Consider the following 15,974-nt stretch of genomic DNA (forward strand, 5'->3'; position numbering starts at 1 on the left):
TCAGCCAAATTAATTTGGCTGAGAGCCGCAAGCGGGCGCCACCGGTAGGTAGCATGCCCGACTCGAACGGTTCGTTTTTGCTGCGACCCCAGGCTTTTGACCCGAGGAGGCTGGAGACGCCAAGCATGAAGGCACAGAGGCCGACGACACCCAGAAGGAAAATGGCAAAGCCCCAGTTGTGGGCCATGAGTCCTGTCGCTTCGGGCATGCTGGTAATCCTTAACAGAGAGCAAAGGTCTCTGAGCTTGATAAAGAAAATGGCAGTGACGATATGTCGCAGCAATCAATCGGGCTGATTTTATGGCTAAACACCCGGCAAGTAAAATTCCAAAGGCGAAATTATTTACCGGATTAAGGACATAGCGCTTGCGCAACGCCCTGCGGCCCATGCGTTGCGGGCATTAGCCGGTTTTGCGTCAATTATGTTTTGTGGGCTATGTAATGAACATAGTTACGGCTAAATGATAATTGATATCGTTTGCGGTGGTTTTGTAACTGTTTAGCGAGTTAAGGGTTGGGAAGTTGTCTTACTTGCCGATTACTGCAAGTAGCGAAGCCTACCGTTTTAGCGGAAATTTCTGACGCTTGTACCGCGCTGGATCAATGTTTTCATCTCGCGGGTTGAAGGCGGGCCCCGTGGGAGCGAGCTTGCCCGCGACAGCGCAGGAAGGGCCTCATCAGACCCGGCGCCTTGCACGCCGAGCCCGCCCCGACTGATCCTCTTAGCGCAAATGCCCAGCCAGCTTCGAAGCCGCGAGTTCAAACGCTGCCTTCATCTCTTCAACCACCGCTTCATCATGTGCGAACGACAGATAAATCCGACCATAAGGCGAGGGCATCACCAGCACGCCGGCTTCGCGCAAGGCCAGATGCAGCGCCTGGCTAAACTGCGCATCACCACGCTCCAGCGCCTCGGCATAATTGCTCGGCACCTGCGCCGACGGCCAGATCCCGAACACATTCCCGTAACCGCTGGTACTCACCGTCATCCCATGCGCCTTGAACGAGGCCTGCACCGAAACTCGCAGGGCCTCGCCCCGGGCAATCAAGCGCTGATAATCCGCGTCATCCAATTGATCCAGGGTGCTGGTGACCGCTGCACACGCCATCGGATTGCCGCTGAACGTCCCGCCACGCAGCACGCGACCTTGCTCAAAGCCCGCGAGAATGTGTGGCTTGCCGACGATCGCCGACACCGGCACACCATTGCCAATGGCCTTGCCGACACTGGCGATGTCCGGATCCAGCCCCGCCTGTAAACCCGCGAGCCCGGCGAACAAGCGAAAACCCATCAGCACTTCATCGCAGATCACCAGCGCGCCATGCCGATGTGCGACTTGCTGCACATGCAGCAGATAGCCGGGTGCCGGCATGATGCAGCCAGCATTGGCGAGCATCGGTTCGAGGATCACCGCAGCGATATCCGAGTCCTCAGCGAACAGTCGCTCGACATCATCGAAGTCATTGAAACGCAGCAGCGTGGTGCGCGGCGTGGCCGGTCGCTGACCATCAACGAAATTCGCCTCACTGGACGAAACGTTGCCGAAGCTGACGTCGTCGAACCAACCGTCGAAGCCCGCAGCCATTTTCGCAATGCGCCCGCGCCCGGTATAGGCGCGGGCAGCGCGGCAGGCCAGATGCACCGCTTCGCTGCCGGAGTTGGTGAAAATCACTTTGCTCAGCGCGCCGGTGTGCGCCGCCAGTGCTGAGGCCGCAGGGTGTTCGCGTACATGTGCCCATGACGGCGCGGCAGAGTCAGCCAGTGCCGCCGCGACTTGTTCGTTGACGCGATTATTGGCATGCCCCAGCAGTACCGCGCCAAAGCCGAGCGCGGTGTCGATGTAGCGGCGACCTTTATGGTCATAAACGTAAGCATCCTTGCCGTTGCGGATAAACAGCGTTTCGCCATTGAGTTGCGGGAGGATGCGCGCGGCGCTGGATACATCGCCAATCAGGTTACGCATAGAAGCCTCTGTACTAATGATAGGTGAGCGATCAGCCGCGCTCGGTGTTCCACGGACTCTGCGCGAGTTTCTGTTCAAGAAAGTCGCGGAACACGCGGATCCTGGGGCTGAGGTGCTTGCGATTGGTGTAGATCAGATAAATCGGTTCGAAACGGTCCGGGCCGTAGCTGTGCAGCAGCGGGATCAAGCGGCCTTCGCGGATGTCGTGGCCGATATGAAACTCGGCCAACTGCACAATGCCGGCCCCGCTGAGTGCCAGGTCACGCAGCAGATCGCCTTGGGCGAACGTCGCTTTGGGAATCACCGGGATGCTGGTCGGGTGGCCATCGATGAGAAAATCCCAGTCATTCCACACACTATTGAACCCAAAGCTGAAACACGTGTGATCGAGTAACTGCCGCGGGTGCTCCGGCGTTCCCTGGCGGGCGAGGTAGTCCGGGGACGCGCAGATGATCCAGCGACTCTGGCCGATTTTGCGAGCGATTCGTGTGGAGTCAGGCAATACGCCGCTGTGAATCGCCAGATCCAGGCCTTGGTCGAACTGATCGGAGAACTGCGCGCCGATCTGGATATCGACAGCAAGCCCGGGGTAGGCCGCTAAAAACTCCGGCAGCCATGGAATGATCTGGTGTTTGGCGAACGTCGACATCGTGTGAATCCGCAGCGTGCCACTGACCCGCGTCGGAAACGCTTCGGCCAGTGAGTCCGCCTCGGCCATCGCATTGATTACCGCACGGGCGCTGACCAGATACGCGGCGCCTTCTTCAGTCAGCGACAAACTGCGTGTGCCGCGTTGAAACAGACGCACCTGCAAGCGATCCTCCAGGCGGGAAATCAGCTTGCTGATGGCCGAAGGCGTCAGACCGTGCGCGCGAGAGGCCGCTGAAAAGTTACCGTGCTCTGTGGCCCAAAGAAACGCCAACAGCTGCGAGTAGTTATCCAATGCTTGCCTCCCGTGTCGATCAGGCGCCTGCCACGGCGCGGATCAGCGAATGAACTGTTCGATATAGTCGTCTGGCAGCCCGAGCTTTTTGTAATGCGCGCGGGCCGTTTCCAGTTTGGTGAAAACGTCTTCATAGCCGACCGCTACGCCTTGTGGATCGACGTAGGTGTAACCGCCCTGTACATGAAACCAGGTGATCATTTCTTCGACATCTTCCGGCACGAACAATGTGTGAGTCTCTCCCGGCGGCTCGAACGCGAATGAACCTTGCTCGGCGACCCAGTCATGCTCCAGATAATACCAGCGGCCCTTCAGCACCATCGCGTGGACCCCGCCGGTGTGGCGGTGACGCGAGAGCACACCGCTTTTGCGCACGCGCAACAGATTGATGTAGTAGCCACCGGAAACACTGAGCAGTACCGGTTTGAACGACACCGAATCCGTCACCGGCACCCACAGTTGATCGTCTTCCAGCCATTGGTCGAGTACGCCAGGGTGGACCATGTCAGGTGCCATGTATGGCACTTGCGGCAGTTGATAAGGGATGGCCAGTTCGTCAGGTTTGGGCGCAATCGTCATCAGGCGTTCCTTGTGGTTTTTGAAAACCCCGGCGATAGGTAAGGTTGGCCGGGGCTTAAGCAGATTAGGGGGCTGATCGGTTGTGAAAAAGAGGCTCGTCGGCACACTCGCTATGACGCCACGTCATAGCGGCAGCCGTTTTCAGGACAATGCTTGCGCCGTGACGTTTTCAGTCGGGGCCATGGCGCTGCGTCGCGCCGACAGCTCGGGCTGCGATTTCTGCAAACAAGCGCCGATGATCACCAGCACCGTCGTAAGGCCGAGGGTGGAGAGCAGTTCTGCGCGTTGGCCGGGGAAGGCCGCCATGATCGCGAAGACCCCGAGGATGAACCCGATCGTCAGAACGGTCAGGTACGGAAACATCCACATTCGCACTTCGAGTTTTTTGCCTTGGGCGACGAGTTTTCGGCGCATGCACAATTGCGTAACGGCAATTACCAGATACATCAGCAAGGCCAATGCGCCGCTGGTGGCCAGCAGGAACTGAAACACTTGCCTGGGTAGCAGGTAGTTGGCGGTCAGTGCCGTCAGGGCGGCGAGCGATGTCAGCGCGACGGCCAGCAACGGCACGCCGTGACGGGTGGTGTGCGAAACGGCTTTAGGCGCATCACCGCGACGGGCCAGCGAATAAGCCATGCGTGAAGCGGTATAAATCGCCGAGTTCAGGCAACTGGTTACCGCCACCAGCACGACGATGCTCATGATCTGCGGCGCCCATGGAATGTTCATCGCACTCAATACCGCCTGGTAAGAACCCTGCGCCAGATCCGCAGCGTTCCACGGAATCAGGCAGACCACCACGAACATCGAGCCGAGGTAGAACAGGCCCAGACGCCAGACCACGGCGCGAATGGCTTTCTTGATATTGGCCTTGGGATCCCTGGATTCAGCGGCGGCAATAGTGACCACTTCGCTGCCCTGAAAGCTGAACATGGCGGTCAGCAACCCGGCGACGATTGCCACATTGCCATTGGGGGCGAAGCCACCGTTGGCGTAGAGATTGGAAATCCCGCTCGTTGAGGAACCCGGCAAAATGCCGAAAATCGCCAGCACGCCGAGGATGATGAAACCCACGATCGACACGACCTTGAACAATGACAACCAGTATTCCAGAGTACCGAACGAGCCGACGCTGAGGCTGTTGCACAGGATCAACGCAAACGTCACGCCGAAAGCCGCCATCCAATGGGCAATCCCCAGCCAGTCGCCAAGAATGTTGCCGGCGACAATGGCTTCAATGGCAATCACCAACACATAAAACCACCAGTACAGCCAGCCAATGGAAAAACCGGCCCAGCGACCGATCGCCTGATCGGCGTAGGAAGAGAACGACCCCGTGTCCGGCCGTGCAGTCGCCATTTCGCCGAGCATCTGCATGACCAGCACCACGATGACCGCTGCGCAGACATACGACACCAGCACCGCAGGGCCGGCGGTGGCGATGGCATTGCTTGAACCGACAAAAAGACCGGCGCCAATCACGCCGCCGATCGAAATCATCGTCACCTGCCGTCCTTTCAAGCCATTCCCTAGCTCGTTGTTAGCCTTGTCTTTGTCATCACGCATCGGCTGATACCTCGAATGAACGTCTTTATTATTGTCTGGAGCGCCGCAACGACACGGCGATGGGCCGTACCCTAAGCGTTTAGAGAAAAAGGCATTAGCCCCAAACGGTTCAAACAGGGTGTGAACTGTCGTCACAGGTAGCGGGAATTGACGTTGAAGTTGCCGTAGGCTGAGATCCTTTGATCTGGTTTTTCAGGATAAAGATCAAGAGACCGCAGCCTGTGGCGACTCCTGCTGGGGCGGGGGTATTTGTTCAAGGGCGCATTGCGGGGCTGAATCGCAGACAAAAAAACGCCCCGAACCAGTCGGGGCGTCAGTCTTGCGGCTCTGCGGTTAGCTTTTGTTCGATCCGCAGAGGCCGTTTGCTCAGCGAAGCACTATCAGTGGAACTGCTCTTCTTCGGTCGAACCGGTCAGCGCGGTCACCGACGACGAGCCGCCCTGGATCACGGTGGTCATGTCGTCGAAGTAGCCGGTGCCCACTTCCTGCTGGTGCGCAACAAAGGTGTAACCCTTGGCGGCGTCAGCGAATTCCTGCTCCTGCAGCTTCACGTAGGCAGTCATGTCGTTGCGGGCGTAGTCGTGCGCCAGGTTGAACATGCTGTGCCACATGTTGTGAATGCCGGCCAGGGTGATGAACTGGTGCTTGTAACCCATGGCAGACAGTTCACGCTGGAACTTGGCGATGGTCGCGTCGTCCAGGTTCTTCTTCCAGTTGAAGGACGGCGAGCAGTTGTACGACAGCAACTGGTCCGGGTATTCCTTCTTGATCGCCTCAGCGAAGCGACGGGCTTCTTCCAGATCCGGCTTGGCGGTTTCGCACCAGATCAGATCGGCGTATGGCGCGTAAGCCAGACCACGGGCGATGGCCTGATCCAGACCGGCGCGAACCTTGTAGAAACCTTCCTGGGTGCGCTCGCCAGTCACGAACGGCTGGTCGTACGGGTCGCAGTCGGAAGTCAGCAGGTCTGCCGCGTTGGCATCGGTACGCGCCAGAATGATGGTTGGGGTGCCGGCAACGTCAGCCGCCAGACGCGCAGCGGTCAGCTTCTGCACGGCTTCCTGGGTTGGCACCAGAACCTTGCCGCCCATGTGGCCGCATTTCTTCACGGAAGCCAGCTGGTCTTCGAAGTGAACGCCGGCGGCGCCTGCTTCGATCATGCTTTTCATCAGCTCGTAGGCGTTCAGTACGCCGCCGAAACCGGCTTCAGCGTCCGCGACGATTGGCGCGAAGTAATCGATGTAGCCGTCATCGCCCGGGTTCTTGCCGGCTTTCCACTGGATCTGGTCAGCGCGACGGAACGAGTTGTTGATGCGCTTGACCACGGTCGGCACCGAGTCCACCGGGTACAGCGACTGATCCGGGTACATGGATTCGGCGGAGTTGTTGTCCGCAGCCACCTGCCAGCCGGACAGGTAGATCGCCTGGATACCGGCCTTGACCTGCTGAACAGCCTGGCCGCCAGTCAGGGCGCCCATGCAGTTGACGAAATCTTTCTCTGGACGGAAGGACGGCTTGGCACCCTGGGTGACCAGGTTCCACAGCTTCTCGGCGCCCATCTTCGCGAAAGTGTGCTCAGGCTGAACCGAGCCACGCAGACGGACCACGTCAGCAGCGGAGTAAGTGCGTGTCACGCCTTTCCAGCGCGGGTTCTCAGCCCAGTCTTTTTCGAGGGCTGCAATTTGCTGTTCGCGTGTCAGTGCCATGGAGATAAACCTCGTCGCGTCTTTTATGAAAAGTTGTTCTGCGGTGGAAAATTCCTGCGCTCGCTGACCAGAAGCTTAGGTGGTCAAGTGGGATTTGGCGGGGTAGGCGACGGGATGAACGATGAGCTCGAGGGGGAAGTGAGCAGGTAGTGGCGGACTGCGGGCGCATGCGGGCGTCGTGGGCCTTTATACGGACAACAGCGTGAAGCCGGGTTACCTAAATACGCTTCCGTCCCTCGGGACAACTTCGTTCCAGTCGGCAACCTCGTCAAACACACCTTGTGGGCGGTACAGACACGAAGCGGTTCGCGGGGTAGGTGCGAGCGGCGCTTCGAAGGCCCTTGCCAGGGCCTCTGATTAGCGGGAGCGAGGCCATCATGCCTTCGCTTTTTTGCCTCGTCAAACGTTTTGTAGTGCTTTTTTTGAAGCACTACATCTTTCGTCTAATACGACTAATCAGTCAGTTTTCGGTGCTTTAGTCCAGCGTGTCGACTTTCACCCGCAAGGTCATGTCATCGCGGCCTTGAGTCGAGTAGCTGCGGGTCAGGCCTTGTTTATCGGCCTGTGTCTGGCTGTTGACACCTGCCAGAGTGATCCATTCGCCGAGGCGTCCGGTGACTGTTGTGTCGGTGCTTTGCACGTTCACTACATCGGGACGTTCCTGGCTCATGCGGTCACGGTTGGTACTGATCGCCAGATGAACGGTTTCGCCAGTGACGCTGGCGGTGACATAGAAACCCTGGGTGACGTTGCGGTATTGAGTCTCGCTGCTGTAACCGCCGTAGGAATCGCTTTGCGTGTTGGTGATCGGTACGCTCTGGCCGACCTGAATCAGCGCCGGCGTACCTTCACTGGTCTGCACTTGCTGGACGCCGCCGTTACGGCTGGTGGTGCTGCGGCTGATGATCCGGGTCTGACTCGGCTGGGCGCCGTTGACCGCATAACCTTCGTCGCCACGGCCATTGTTTTCATTGGTATCGACGGTGATCAGCAAGCGCTTGGGCGCAGTGTCGAGTTGCGCCAGCAGGTCCTTCAGCTCCTGAATCTTGCCCGGCTCGGCTTTGACGATCAGTTGGTTGCCGTAAGCGCTGACCTGACCGTCCTGGCCGATGAAGTCCTGCGCGACCGGCAGCATGTCGGCGCTGGTGTGGTACTTGAGGGGGACGATTTCTGTGGCTGCCAGCACCGAAAAGCTGCAGCCGAGCAGCAGGGTGGTGAGCAGGGTGCGTAGGGACATGTCCGTTATCTCCGCGTTCGAAAGGCTTGATATTGCCAGTTTGTCGGCCCGGGGTGGGGCAAGTTGAATCGTAGACAGCAAAACGCCCCGGCATCGGTGGATGGCGGGGCGTGATCGTTCCCACGCTCTGCGTGGGAATGCAGCCAGTGACGCTCTGCGTCACATGCCGCAAGGGACGCGGAGCGTCCCGAGAGGCATTCCCACGCAGAGCATGGGAACGATCAGGGCGGGGCTCAGGCCGAATGCCGAACCATGTCGACATGCGGGATCCCGGCCTCGAGGAATTCCTCGCTGACCAGGCTGAAACCCAAACGCTCGTAAAACGCCGTGGCCTGCACCTGTGCGCTGAGCATTTGCTGCTTCAAGCCGCGCGCTTCAGCTTCGGCGATGACCGCTTGCATCAACGCATCACCGACCTTCATTCCGCGCCAGTCTTTCAGCACCGAGACCCGCCCGATGTGCCCATCGGGCAGCAGTCGTGCCGTGCCAATCGGGAAGTCGCCTTCGAACGCCAGGAAGTGCACGGCGGTCGCGTCATCGGCGTCCCACTCAAGCTCGGGTGGCACCGATTGTTCGGCGATGAACACCGTTTCACGAATGCGCCGGATCTCGGCGATATCCTTCTGCCAGTCTGCGACACGAACGCGAATTTTATTCATCGGCGAACCCCAGGCTTCCTTGCTTGACCAGTTCGCAGAGCAGGCTGCGCCCGTCTTCATCGGTCAGCCACTCGCCGAGGTTGTCAGCGTGCAGAGCGTCAGCGGCGCAGATCAGCTTCAGCAGCTCGCGCAGCTTGCCCGGCAAATAACGGCTCTGGCCGCTGGCGAACAGCAGCAGGTCATCATCGACTTCCGACCAGGCCAGACGCGCGCTCGGGTTGCGGATCAGCACGGCGCCGTCCTGCAGGGCGGCGAGGAAGTCTTCTTCTTCGACGTCTTCCGGGCCGACCACCAGTTCCGGGTAGCGCGGCTCGGTCATGTACTGGCCGAACCAGGTCAGCAGCAGACGCTCGTCGCTCATGTGCTCGGCGAGCAGGCTTTTCAGGCGATCCAGCGCATCGTGTTGAATCTGGTGCGGGTCGACCGCCGGCTTGGCGTCGGCATCGGTATAGCGCTCTTCGTCAGTCAGGAACTGGCTGAGGAAGTCGGTGAAGTGGGTCAGCACTTCAGCGGCGCTCGGCGCACGGAAGCCGACCGAGTAGGTCATGCAGTTATCGACTGCGACACCGCAATGGGCCAGACGCGGCGGCAGGTAGAGCATGTCGCCCGGCTCCAGCACCCATTCTTCGGTCTCATGGAATTCGGCGAGGATGCGCAAATCTGCGTGTTGCAGCAACGGGCTCTCGGAGTCGCACATCTGGCCGATTTTCCAGTTGCGCTTGCCGTGGCCCTGCAGCAGGAAGACGTCGTAGTTGTCGAAATGCGGGCCGACGCTGCCGCCCGGTGCGGCGAAGCTGATCATCACGTCGTCGACGCGCCAGCTCGGCAGAAAGCGGAAGTTTTCCAGCAGTTCGCTGACTTCCGGCACGAACTGATCCACCGCCTGCACCAGCAGAGTCCACTCTTTCTCCGGCAGTTTGCTGAACTCGTCTTCGGCGAACGGGCCGCGACGCAGTTCCCACGGGCGCTCGCCGTGTTCGATGACCAGACGCGATTCGACTTCTTCTTCAAGGGCCAGGCCAGCCAGTTCGTCGGCGTCGATCGGGCTTTCGAAGTCAGGAATCGCCTGACGGATCAGCAGCGGTTTTTTCTGCCAGTAGTCGCGCAGGAATTCGCGTGCTGTGAGGCCGCCCAGAAGTTGAAGAGGAATATCGGAATTCATATGTAACCTATTGAAAAAAGTGCTTTTTCAGACGGGAATAAAAACGCCCGGCGCGGCCGGGCGTCTCAAACGGGGCAAACGGTCGATCAGATGCGTTTGGCTTGTGCCACAGCGTTGCCGATGTAGTTGGCCGGCGTCAGTTGCTTGAGCTCGGCTTTGGCTTCGGCTGGCATGTCCAGACCATCGATGAAAGTCTGCAACGCTTCAGGGCTGATGCCCTTGCCACGGGTCAGTTCTTTCAGCTTTTCGTACGGGTTTTCGATGTTGTAGCGGCGCATCACGGTCTGGATCGGCTCGGCCAGGACTTCCCAGCACGCGTCGAGGTCAGCGGCAATCTTCTGCTCGTTGAGTTCGAGTTTGCTGATGCCTTTGAGGCTGGCTTCGTAAGCGATCACGCTGTGGGCGAAGCCGACACCGAGGTTGCGCAGTACGGTGGAGTCGGTCAGGTCGCGCTGCCAGCGGGAGATCGGCAGTTTGCTCGCCAGATGCTGGAACAGTGCGTTGGCGATGCCCAGGTTGCCTTCGGAGTTTTCGAAGTCGATCGGGTTGACCTTGTGCGGCATGGTCGACGAACCGATTTCGCCAGCGATGGTGCGCTGCTTGAAATAACCCAGGGAAATGTAGCCCCAGATGTCACGGTCGAAGTCGATCAGGATGGTGTTGAAACGCGCGATCGCGTCGAACAGCTCGGCGATGTAATCGTGCGGTTCAATCTGCGTGGTGTACGGGTTGAAGCCCAGACCCAGCTCGTCTTCGATGAAGGCGCGGGCATTGGCTTCCCAGTCGATCTGCGGGTAGGCCGACAGGTGCGCGTTGTAGTTGCCGACGGCGCCGTTGATCTTGCCCAGCAGTGGCACCGCAGCGACCTGAGCGATCTGGCGCTCGAGGCGGTAAACCACGTTCGCCAGCTCTTTACCCAGAGTGGTCGGCGAAGCCGGCTGACCGTGGGTGCGCGACAGCATCGGCACGTCGGCGAAACGGATGGCCAGTTCGCGGATGGCGTTGGCGGTCTGGCGCATCAGCGGCAGCATCACATCGTCACGGCCTTCGCGCAGCATCAGCGCGTGCGACAGGTTGTTGATGTCTTCGCTGGTGCAGGCAAAGTGGATGAATTCGCTGACCTTGGCCAGCTCCGGCAGCTTGGCCGCCTGCTCTTTGAGCAGGTATTCGATCGCTTTGACGTCGTGGTTGGTGGTGCGCTCGATCTCTTTGACGCGCTCGGCGTGCTCCAGCGAGAAGTTTTCAGCCAGTTCGTTGAGAACGGCGTTGGCCTCGGCGGAGAAGGCCGGCACTTCAGGGATGCCAGCGTGGGCGGCCAGGCGCTGGAGCCAGCGCACTTCAACCAGAACGCGGGCACGGATCAGGCCGTACTCGCTGAAAATCGGGCGCAGGGCCTGGGTTTTGCCGGCGTAGCGGCCGTCAACAGGGGAAACCGCAGTGAGCGAAGAGAGCTGCATGGGGTGTTCTCGGACAGTCGGGCAACGAAATGGGGCGCGTATCATACATGAAAAAATCCGCCGGTCCGTCGCCAACTGACCGGCGTATTACGCGTTACAGACTATAAAGCCTTCATCACGCGACGTTTACTCGCTGCGCATCAACGGATAAAGCTCTTTGAGCAGCTTGCGGCGGCTGATCACCAGCTGCCAGCGGTGGCCGCCGAGTTGTCGCCACAGGCGTGCCGAACGAATCCCGGCCAGCAGCAGGGCGCGAATCTTCGAAGCGTTGCTTGGTTGCTGCAAGTTGCGCATGTCGCCATGCACCTGAATGCGCTGGCGCAGGGTGCTCAAGGTGTCCTGATACAGCGCACCGCAAGCGGCCACGACGTTTTCGTGGGCCGGGCCGAAGTGCTCCACCTGCGCCTGGATCTGCGGCAGGCGTTTGGCGATCGTTTCGAGCATGTCGTCACGCTTGGCCAGTTGCCGCTCCAGACCCAGCATCGACAAGGCGTAGCGCAATGGCTCGCGCTGCAAGGTGCTCGGATCGCGCTCCAGGGCGCCAATCAATGCGCGGTAACCCTCGCGCAGATTGATGTCATCGCCGCCGTACACATCGAGGGTATCTTTCGGATCACGCACCAGCAGGCTGCCGAGCATGCAGCTCAGGCCGGCCTCGTTGGTCTGGCCGGTCTTGGCGATGCGGTCGACCAGCACGGCGGCGAGAAACACACCACCCAGCGCCGTCAGTTGCTCCTGAGTCGGGCTCATGCCTGGCCGCTCCACGGCTCTGCCACTTCAATCACACCACCGCCGAGGCAGATCTCGCCGTCATAGAACACCACCGATTGGCCCGGCGTCACCGCGCGTTGCGGTTCGTCGAACACGGCGCGATAACCGCTGGCGGTTTTTTCCAGGGTGCAGGCCTGATCGCTCTGGCGATAACGCACTTTCGCCGTCAGGCGCAGCGGTTGGCTCAGGTCGATCGGGTTGACCCAGTAGATGTCCGAAGCGAGCAGGGCGCCGGAGAACAGCCACGGATGGTTGTTGCCTTGGCCGACGATCAGCTCGTTGGTTTCCAGATCCTTGCGCAGCACGTACCAAGGCTCATCGCCGGCATCTTTCAAACCGCCGATGCCAAGGCCCTGGCGCTGGCCGATGGTGTGGTACATCAAGCCGTGGTGACGGCCGATGACTTCGCCTTCGGTGGTTTTGATCTCACCCGGTTGCGCCGGCAGGTATTGCTTGAGGAAGTCGCTGAAGCGCCGCTCACCGATGAAGCAGATTCCGGTGGAATCCTTCTTCTTGGCGGTCGCCAGTTCGTATTTCTCGGCAATCGCGCGGACTTCAGGCTTTTCCAGTTCGCCGACCGGGAACAGGGTCTTGGCAATCTGTTCGCCGCCGACGGCGTGCAGGAAGTAGCTCTGATCCTTGTTCGGATCGAGGCCCTTGAGCAGTTCGGTGCGGCCATCGATGTCGCGGCGGCGCACGTAATGGCCGGTGGCGATCAGGTCGGCGCCCAGCATCATCGCGTAGTCGAGGAACGCCTTGAACTTGATCTCGCGGTTGCACAGGATGTCCGGGTTCGGCGTGCGTCCGGCCTTGTATTCGGCCAGGAAGTGCTCGAACACGTTGTCCCAGTACTCGGCAGCGAAGTTGGCGGTGTGCAGTTTTATGCCGATCTTGTCGCAGACAGCCTGAGCATCCGCCAGGTCGTCCATGGCGGTGCAGTATTCCGTTCCGTCGTCTTCTTCCCAGTTCTTCATGAACAGGCCTTCCACTTCATAACCCTGCTCGATCAGCAGAAGGGCAGAAACGGAAGAGTCCACGCCGCCGGACATGCCGACAATGACGCGCTTCTTGGATGTATCAGAAGGGGCTGGATCACGCATAGGGATTCAATGAGTGTCTTGGAAAAGGGCGCGATTCTAGCAGGCTCGCAGCCGCAAGGCTAAAGAGAAGGGCGGATGAGTTCGAGGCTGAAGTGATGACCGGCCAGATAATCGTCGATGCAGCGGATGATCAGCTCGCTGCGCCAGTTGTCGCGCTGGGCGATTAATTCCTCGCGGGTCAGCCACTTGGCGCCGACGATGCCGTCGTCTAGCAGGTAATCCGGATGATGCTGCACCGCTTTGGCGCTGAAGCATACGCGCTGGTAAGTCACGCCATTGCTCGGCGCGGTGTACAGATAAATGCCGATCACCCCGGTGGGTTCGACGTCCCAGCCGGTTTCTTCGAGGGTTTCGCGAATGGCAGCGTCGATCAGCGTTTCATCCGGATCGAGATGCCCGGCGGGCTGGTTGAGCACATTACGCCCGCCTTTGTGCTCTTCGACCATCAGGAAACGGCCATTGTCCTCGACGATCGTGGCGACGGTGATGTGGGGGAGCCATTCCATAAGTCATCCTCAATTTTGAAAACGTAATGAAATCGATGTGGGAGCGGGCTTGCTCGCGAAGCGACGGGTCAGTCACCGAAGAGGTTGAATGATAAACCGCATTCGCGAGCAAGCCCGCTCCTACATCGATCTGTATTTCAAAGGTAAATGGATGTGAGGCACAAACACAAACCCCGGCACAGGGCCGGGGTTTGTTTACCGCATTACAACCTTAAACCAGCGCAGCAATCGCCGCGTTGAAGGTTGCGCTTGGGCGCATGGCCTTGCTGATCAGCTCGGCGTCGGCGTGGTAGTAACCGCCGATGTCGACTGGCTTGCCCTGAACGGCGTTGAGCTCGGCAACGATGGTTGCTTCGTTCTCGGTCAGGGTTTTAGCCAGAGTCGCGAACTGCGCTTGCAGTGCAGCGTCTTCAATCTGGGCGGCCAGGGCCTGAGCCCAGTACATCGCCAGATAGAAGTGGCTGCCGCGGTTGTCGATGTTGCCGACTTTGCGCGATGGCGACTTGTTGTTGTCGAGGAACTGGCCAGTAGCCTGGTCCAGGGTTTTCGACAGCACCAGTGCTTTCGGGTTGTTGTAGTTCACGCCCAGATGCTCGAGGGAGGCGGCGAGGGCGAGGAACTCACCCAGCGAATCCCAGCGCAGGAAGTTTTCTTCAACCAGTTGCTGCACGTGCTTCGGTGCCGAACCGCCAGCGCCGGTTTCGAACAGACCGCCGCCATTCATCAGCGGCACGATCGACAGCATCTTGGCGCTGGTGCCCAGTTCCATGATCGGGAACAGGTCGGTCAGGTAGTCACGCAGTACGTTGCCAGTCACCGAAATGGTGTCCTTGCCTTCGCGAGTGCGCTGCAGGGTGTATTTCATTGCGTCGACCGGCGCCATGATCTGGATGTCCAGACCGGCGGTGTCGTGATCCTTCAGGTAAGCCTGAACCTTCTCGATCACCACGCCGTCGTGAGCGCGCATCGGGTCGAGCCAGAAAATTGCCGGAGTGCTGCTCGCGCGAGCGCGGTTGACGGCCAGTTTGACCCAGTCCTGGATCGGCGCGTCTTTGGTCTGGCACATGCGGAAGATGTCGCCGGCTTCGACAGCCTGTTCCATCAGCAGCTTGCCTTTGCTGTCGGTCACGCGAACCACGCCGTCAGCCTTGATCTGGAAGGTCTTGTCGTGCGAGCCGTATTCTTCGGCTTTTTTCGCCATCAGACCGACGTTCGGCACGCTGCCCATGGTGGTTGGGTCGAAAGCGCCATTGGCTTTGCAGTCTTCGATCACCGCTTGGTAGATGGTGGCGTAGCAACGATCCGGGATCACAGCCTTGGTGTCGTGCAGTTGACCGTCGGTGCCCCACATCTTGCCCGAATCACGGATCATCGCTGGCATCGAGGCGTCGACGATAACGTCGCTCGGCACGTGCAGGTTGGTGATGCCTTTGTCGGAGTTGACCATCGCCAGCGACGGACGAACCGCGTAGACCGCTGCGATATCCGCTTCGATCTGCGCCTGCTGCTCGGCTGGCAGGGCCTTGATCCGTGCGTACAGATCACCGATGCCGTTGTTCAGGTTAAAGCCGATCTGGTTCAGCACGTCAGCGTGCTTGGTCAGCGCGTCCTTATAGAACTCGGCAACGATCTGGCCGAACATGATCGGGTCGGAGACCTTCATCATGGTCGCTTTCAAGTGCACCGAGAGCAGCACGCCCTGGGCCTTGGCGCTTTCGATCTCGGCAGCGATGAATGCGCGCAGAGCATTTTTGCTCATTACCGCGCAATCCAGGATCTCGCCAGCCTGAACGGTGGTTTTTTCTTTCAGAACGGTTGCAGTACCGTCCTTGGCGATCAGCTCGATTTTCACAGCGTCAGCGGCGTCGATCAGGGCGGCTTTTTCGCTGCCGTAGAAATCGCCGGTGCTCATGTGCGCGACGTGGGACTTGGAGTCTTTGGCCCAGGCGCCCATTTTGTGCGGGTGCTTGCGCGCATAGTTCTTCACCGACAGCGGAGCGCGACGGTCGGAGTTGCCTTCGCGCAGAACCGGGTTCACGGCGCTGCCCTTGACCTTGTCGTAACGCGCCTTGGCGTCTTTGTCGGCATCGCTGGTCACGGTTTCCGGATAGTCCGGCAGGTTGTAGCCCTGCGCCTGCAGCTCTTTGATCGCGGCTTGCAGTTGTGGCACCGAAGCACTGATGTTCGGCAGCTTGATGATGTTGGCTTCAGGCGTAACGGCCAGGTCGCCCAGTTCGGCGAGGTGGTCGGCTACGGCTTTGTCGCCCAGTTGCTCGGGGAAGCTGGCCACAATACGTGCTGCAAGAGAGATATAGCGGGTTTCC

Annotated in this window: 14 protein-coding genes; all 14 read right to left on the reverse strand. The window is 59.6% G+C overall.

Annotated features, from left to right (window positions below; genetic code table 11):
* Nucleotides 1-208, reverse strand: a 208-nt coding sequence (locus ACIGDJ_RS27380) for an NADH-quinone oxidoreductase subunit A (protein ID WP_397504684.1), incomplete at its 3' end; no start/stop codon positions are given.
* Nucleotides 209-722: 514 nt separating this feature from the next.
* Complete coding sequence (locus tag ACIGDJ_RS27385) at nt 723-1,964, reverse strand: aspartate aminotransferase family protein (RefSeq protein WP_397480176.1); 1,242 nt, start codon at nt 1,962-1,964, stop codon at nt 723-725.
* Nucleotides 1,965-1,995: 31 nt separating this feature from the next.
* The gene (locus tag ACIGDJ_RS27390) at nt 1,996-2,907 is read right to left on the reverse strand and encodes a LysR family transcriptional regulator (protein ID WP_397480177.1); all 912 of its coding nucleotides are present in this window, start codon (nt 2,905-2,907) and stop codon (nt 1,996-1,998) included.
* A 42-nt stretch (nt 2,908-2,949) separates the two neighbouring features.
* Nucleotides 2,950-3,486: a 2,4'-dihydroxyacetophenone dioxygenase family protein gene (locus ACIGDJ_RS27395; RefSeq protein ID WP_313002334.1), complete on the reverse strand. Its 537-nt coding sequence runs from the start codon at nt 3,484-3,486 to the stop codon at nt 2,950-2,952.
* 141 nt (nt 3,487-3,627) lie between these two features.
* Nucleotides 3,628-5,052: an amino acid permease gene (locus ACIGDJ_RS27400; RefSeq protein WP_101159106.1), complete on the reverse strand. Its 1,425-nt coding sequence runs from the start codon at nt 5,050-5,052 to the stop codon at nt 3,628-3,630.
* Nucleotides 5,053-5,432: 380 nt separating this feature from the next.
* Nucleotides 5,433-6,758 carry an isocitrate lyase gene (gene aceA / locus ACIGDJ_RS27405; RefSeq protein WP_016775277.1) on the reverse strand — a complete coding sequence of 442 codons (1,326 nt, stop codon included), beginning with the start codon at nt 6,756-6,758 and terminating at the stop codon, nt 5,433-5,435.
* Nucleotides 6,759-7,233: 475 nt separating this feature from the next.
* Nucleotides 7,234-7,995, reverse strand: coding sequence for a secretin N-terminal domain-containing protein (locus tag ACIGDJ_RS27410; protein ID WP_073471299.1), 762 nt, complete (start codon nt 7,993-7,995; stop codon nt 7,234-7,236).
* A gap of 233 nt (nt 7,996-8,228) precedes the next feature.
* Nucleotides 8,229-8,654, reverse strand: a complete 426-nt coding sequence (locus tag ACIGDJ_RS27415) for a GNAT family N-acetyltransferase (protein WP_025108996.1) — start codon at nt 8,652-8,654, stop codon at nt 8,229-8,231.
* A complete protein-coding gene (locus tag ACIGDJ_RS27420) occupies nt 8,647-9,816 on the reverse strand; it encodes a cupin domain-containing protein (RefSeq protein ID WP_101159105.1) in 1,170 nt (389 codons plus the stop codon). The genes ACIGDJ_RS27415 and ACIGDJ_RS27420 overlap by 8 nt, the downstream gene beginning before the upstream one ends.
* Before the next feature lie 86 nt (nt 9,817-9,902).
* A complete protein-coding gene (gene purB / locus ACIGDJ_RS27425; RefSeq protein ID WP_003223822.1) occupies nt 9,903-11,273 on the reverse strand; it encodes an adenylosuccinate lyase in 1,371 nt (456 codons plus the stop codon).
* Nucleotides 11,274-11,399: 126 nt separating this feature from the next.
* Nucleotides 11,400-12,023, reverse strand: coding sequence for a high frequency lysogenization protein HflD (gene hflD / locus ACIGDJ_RS27430; protein ID WP_016775273.1), 624 nt, complete (start codon nt 12,021-12,023; stop codon nt 11,400-11,402).
* On the reverse strand, nt 12,020-13,144 hold the full coding sequence (gene mnmA, locus ACIGDJ_RS27435) for a tRNA 2-thiouridine(34) synthase MnmA (RefSeq protein WP_313002364.1): 1,125 nt from the start codon (nt 13,142-13,144) through the stop codon (nt 12,020-12,022). Before mnmA ends, hflD begins: the two co-directional genes overlap by 4 nt.
* Nucleotides 13,145-13,203: 59 nt before the next feature.
* Entirely contained in the window at nt 13,204-13,650 is a 447-nt protein-coding gene (locus ACIGDJ_RS27440) for an NUDIX hydrolase (protein WP_397480180.1), read from the reverse strand.
* Nucleotides 13,651-13,861: 211 nt separating this feature from the next.
* Nucleotides 13,862-15,974 (reverse strand): NADP-dependent isocitrate dehydrogenase (locus ACIGDJ_RS27445; protein ID WP_397504685.1); only part of this gene is annotated, 2,113 nt, incomplete at its 5' end.

This window comes from Pseudomonas sp. NPDC079367 (assembly GCF_044542195.1).
Taxonomy (GTDB): domain Bacteria; phylum Pseudomonadota; class Gammaproteobacteria; order Pseudomonadales; family Pseudomonadaceae; genus Aquipseudomonas.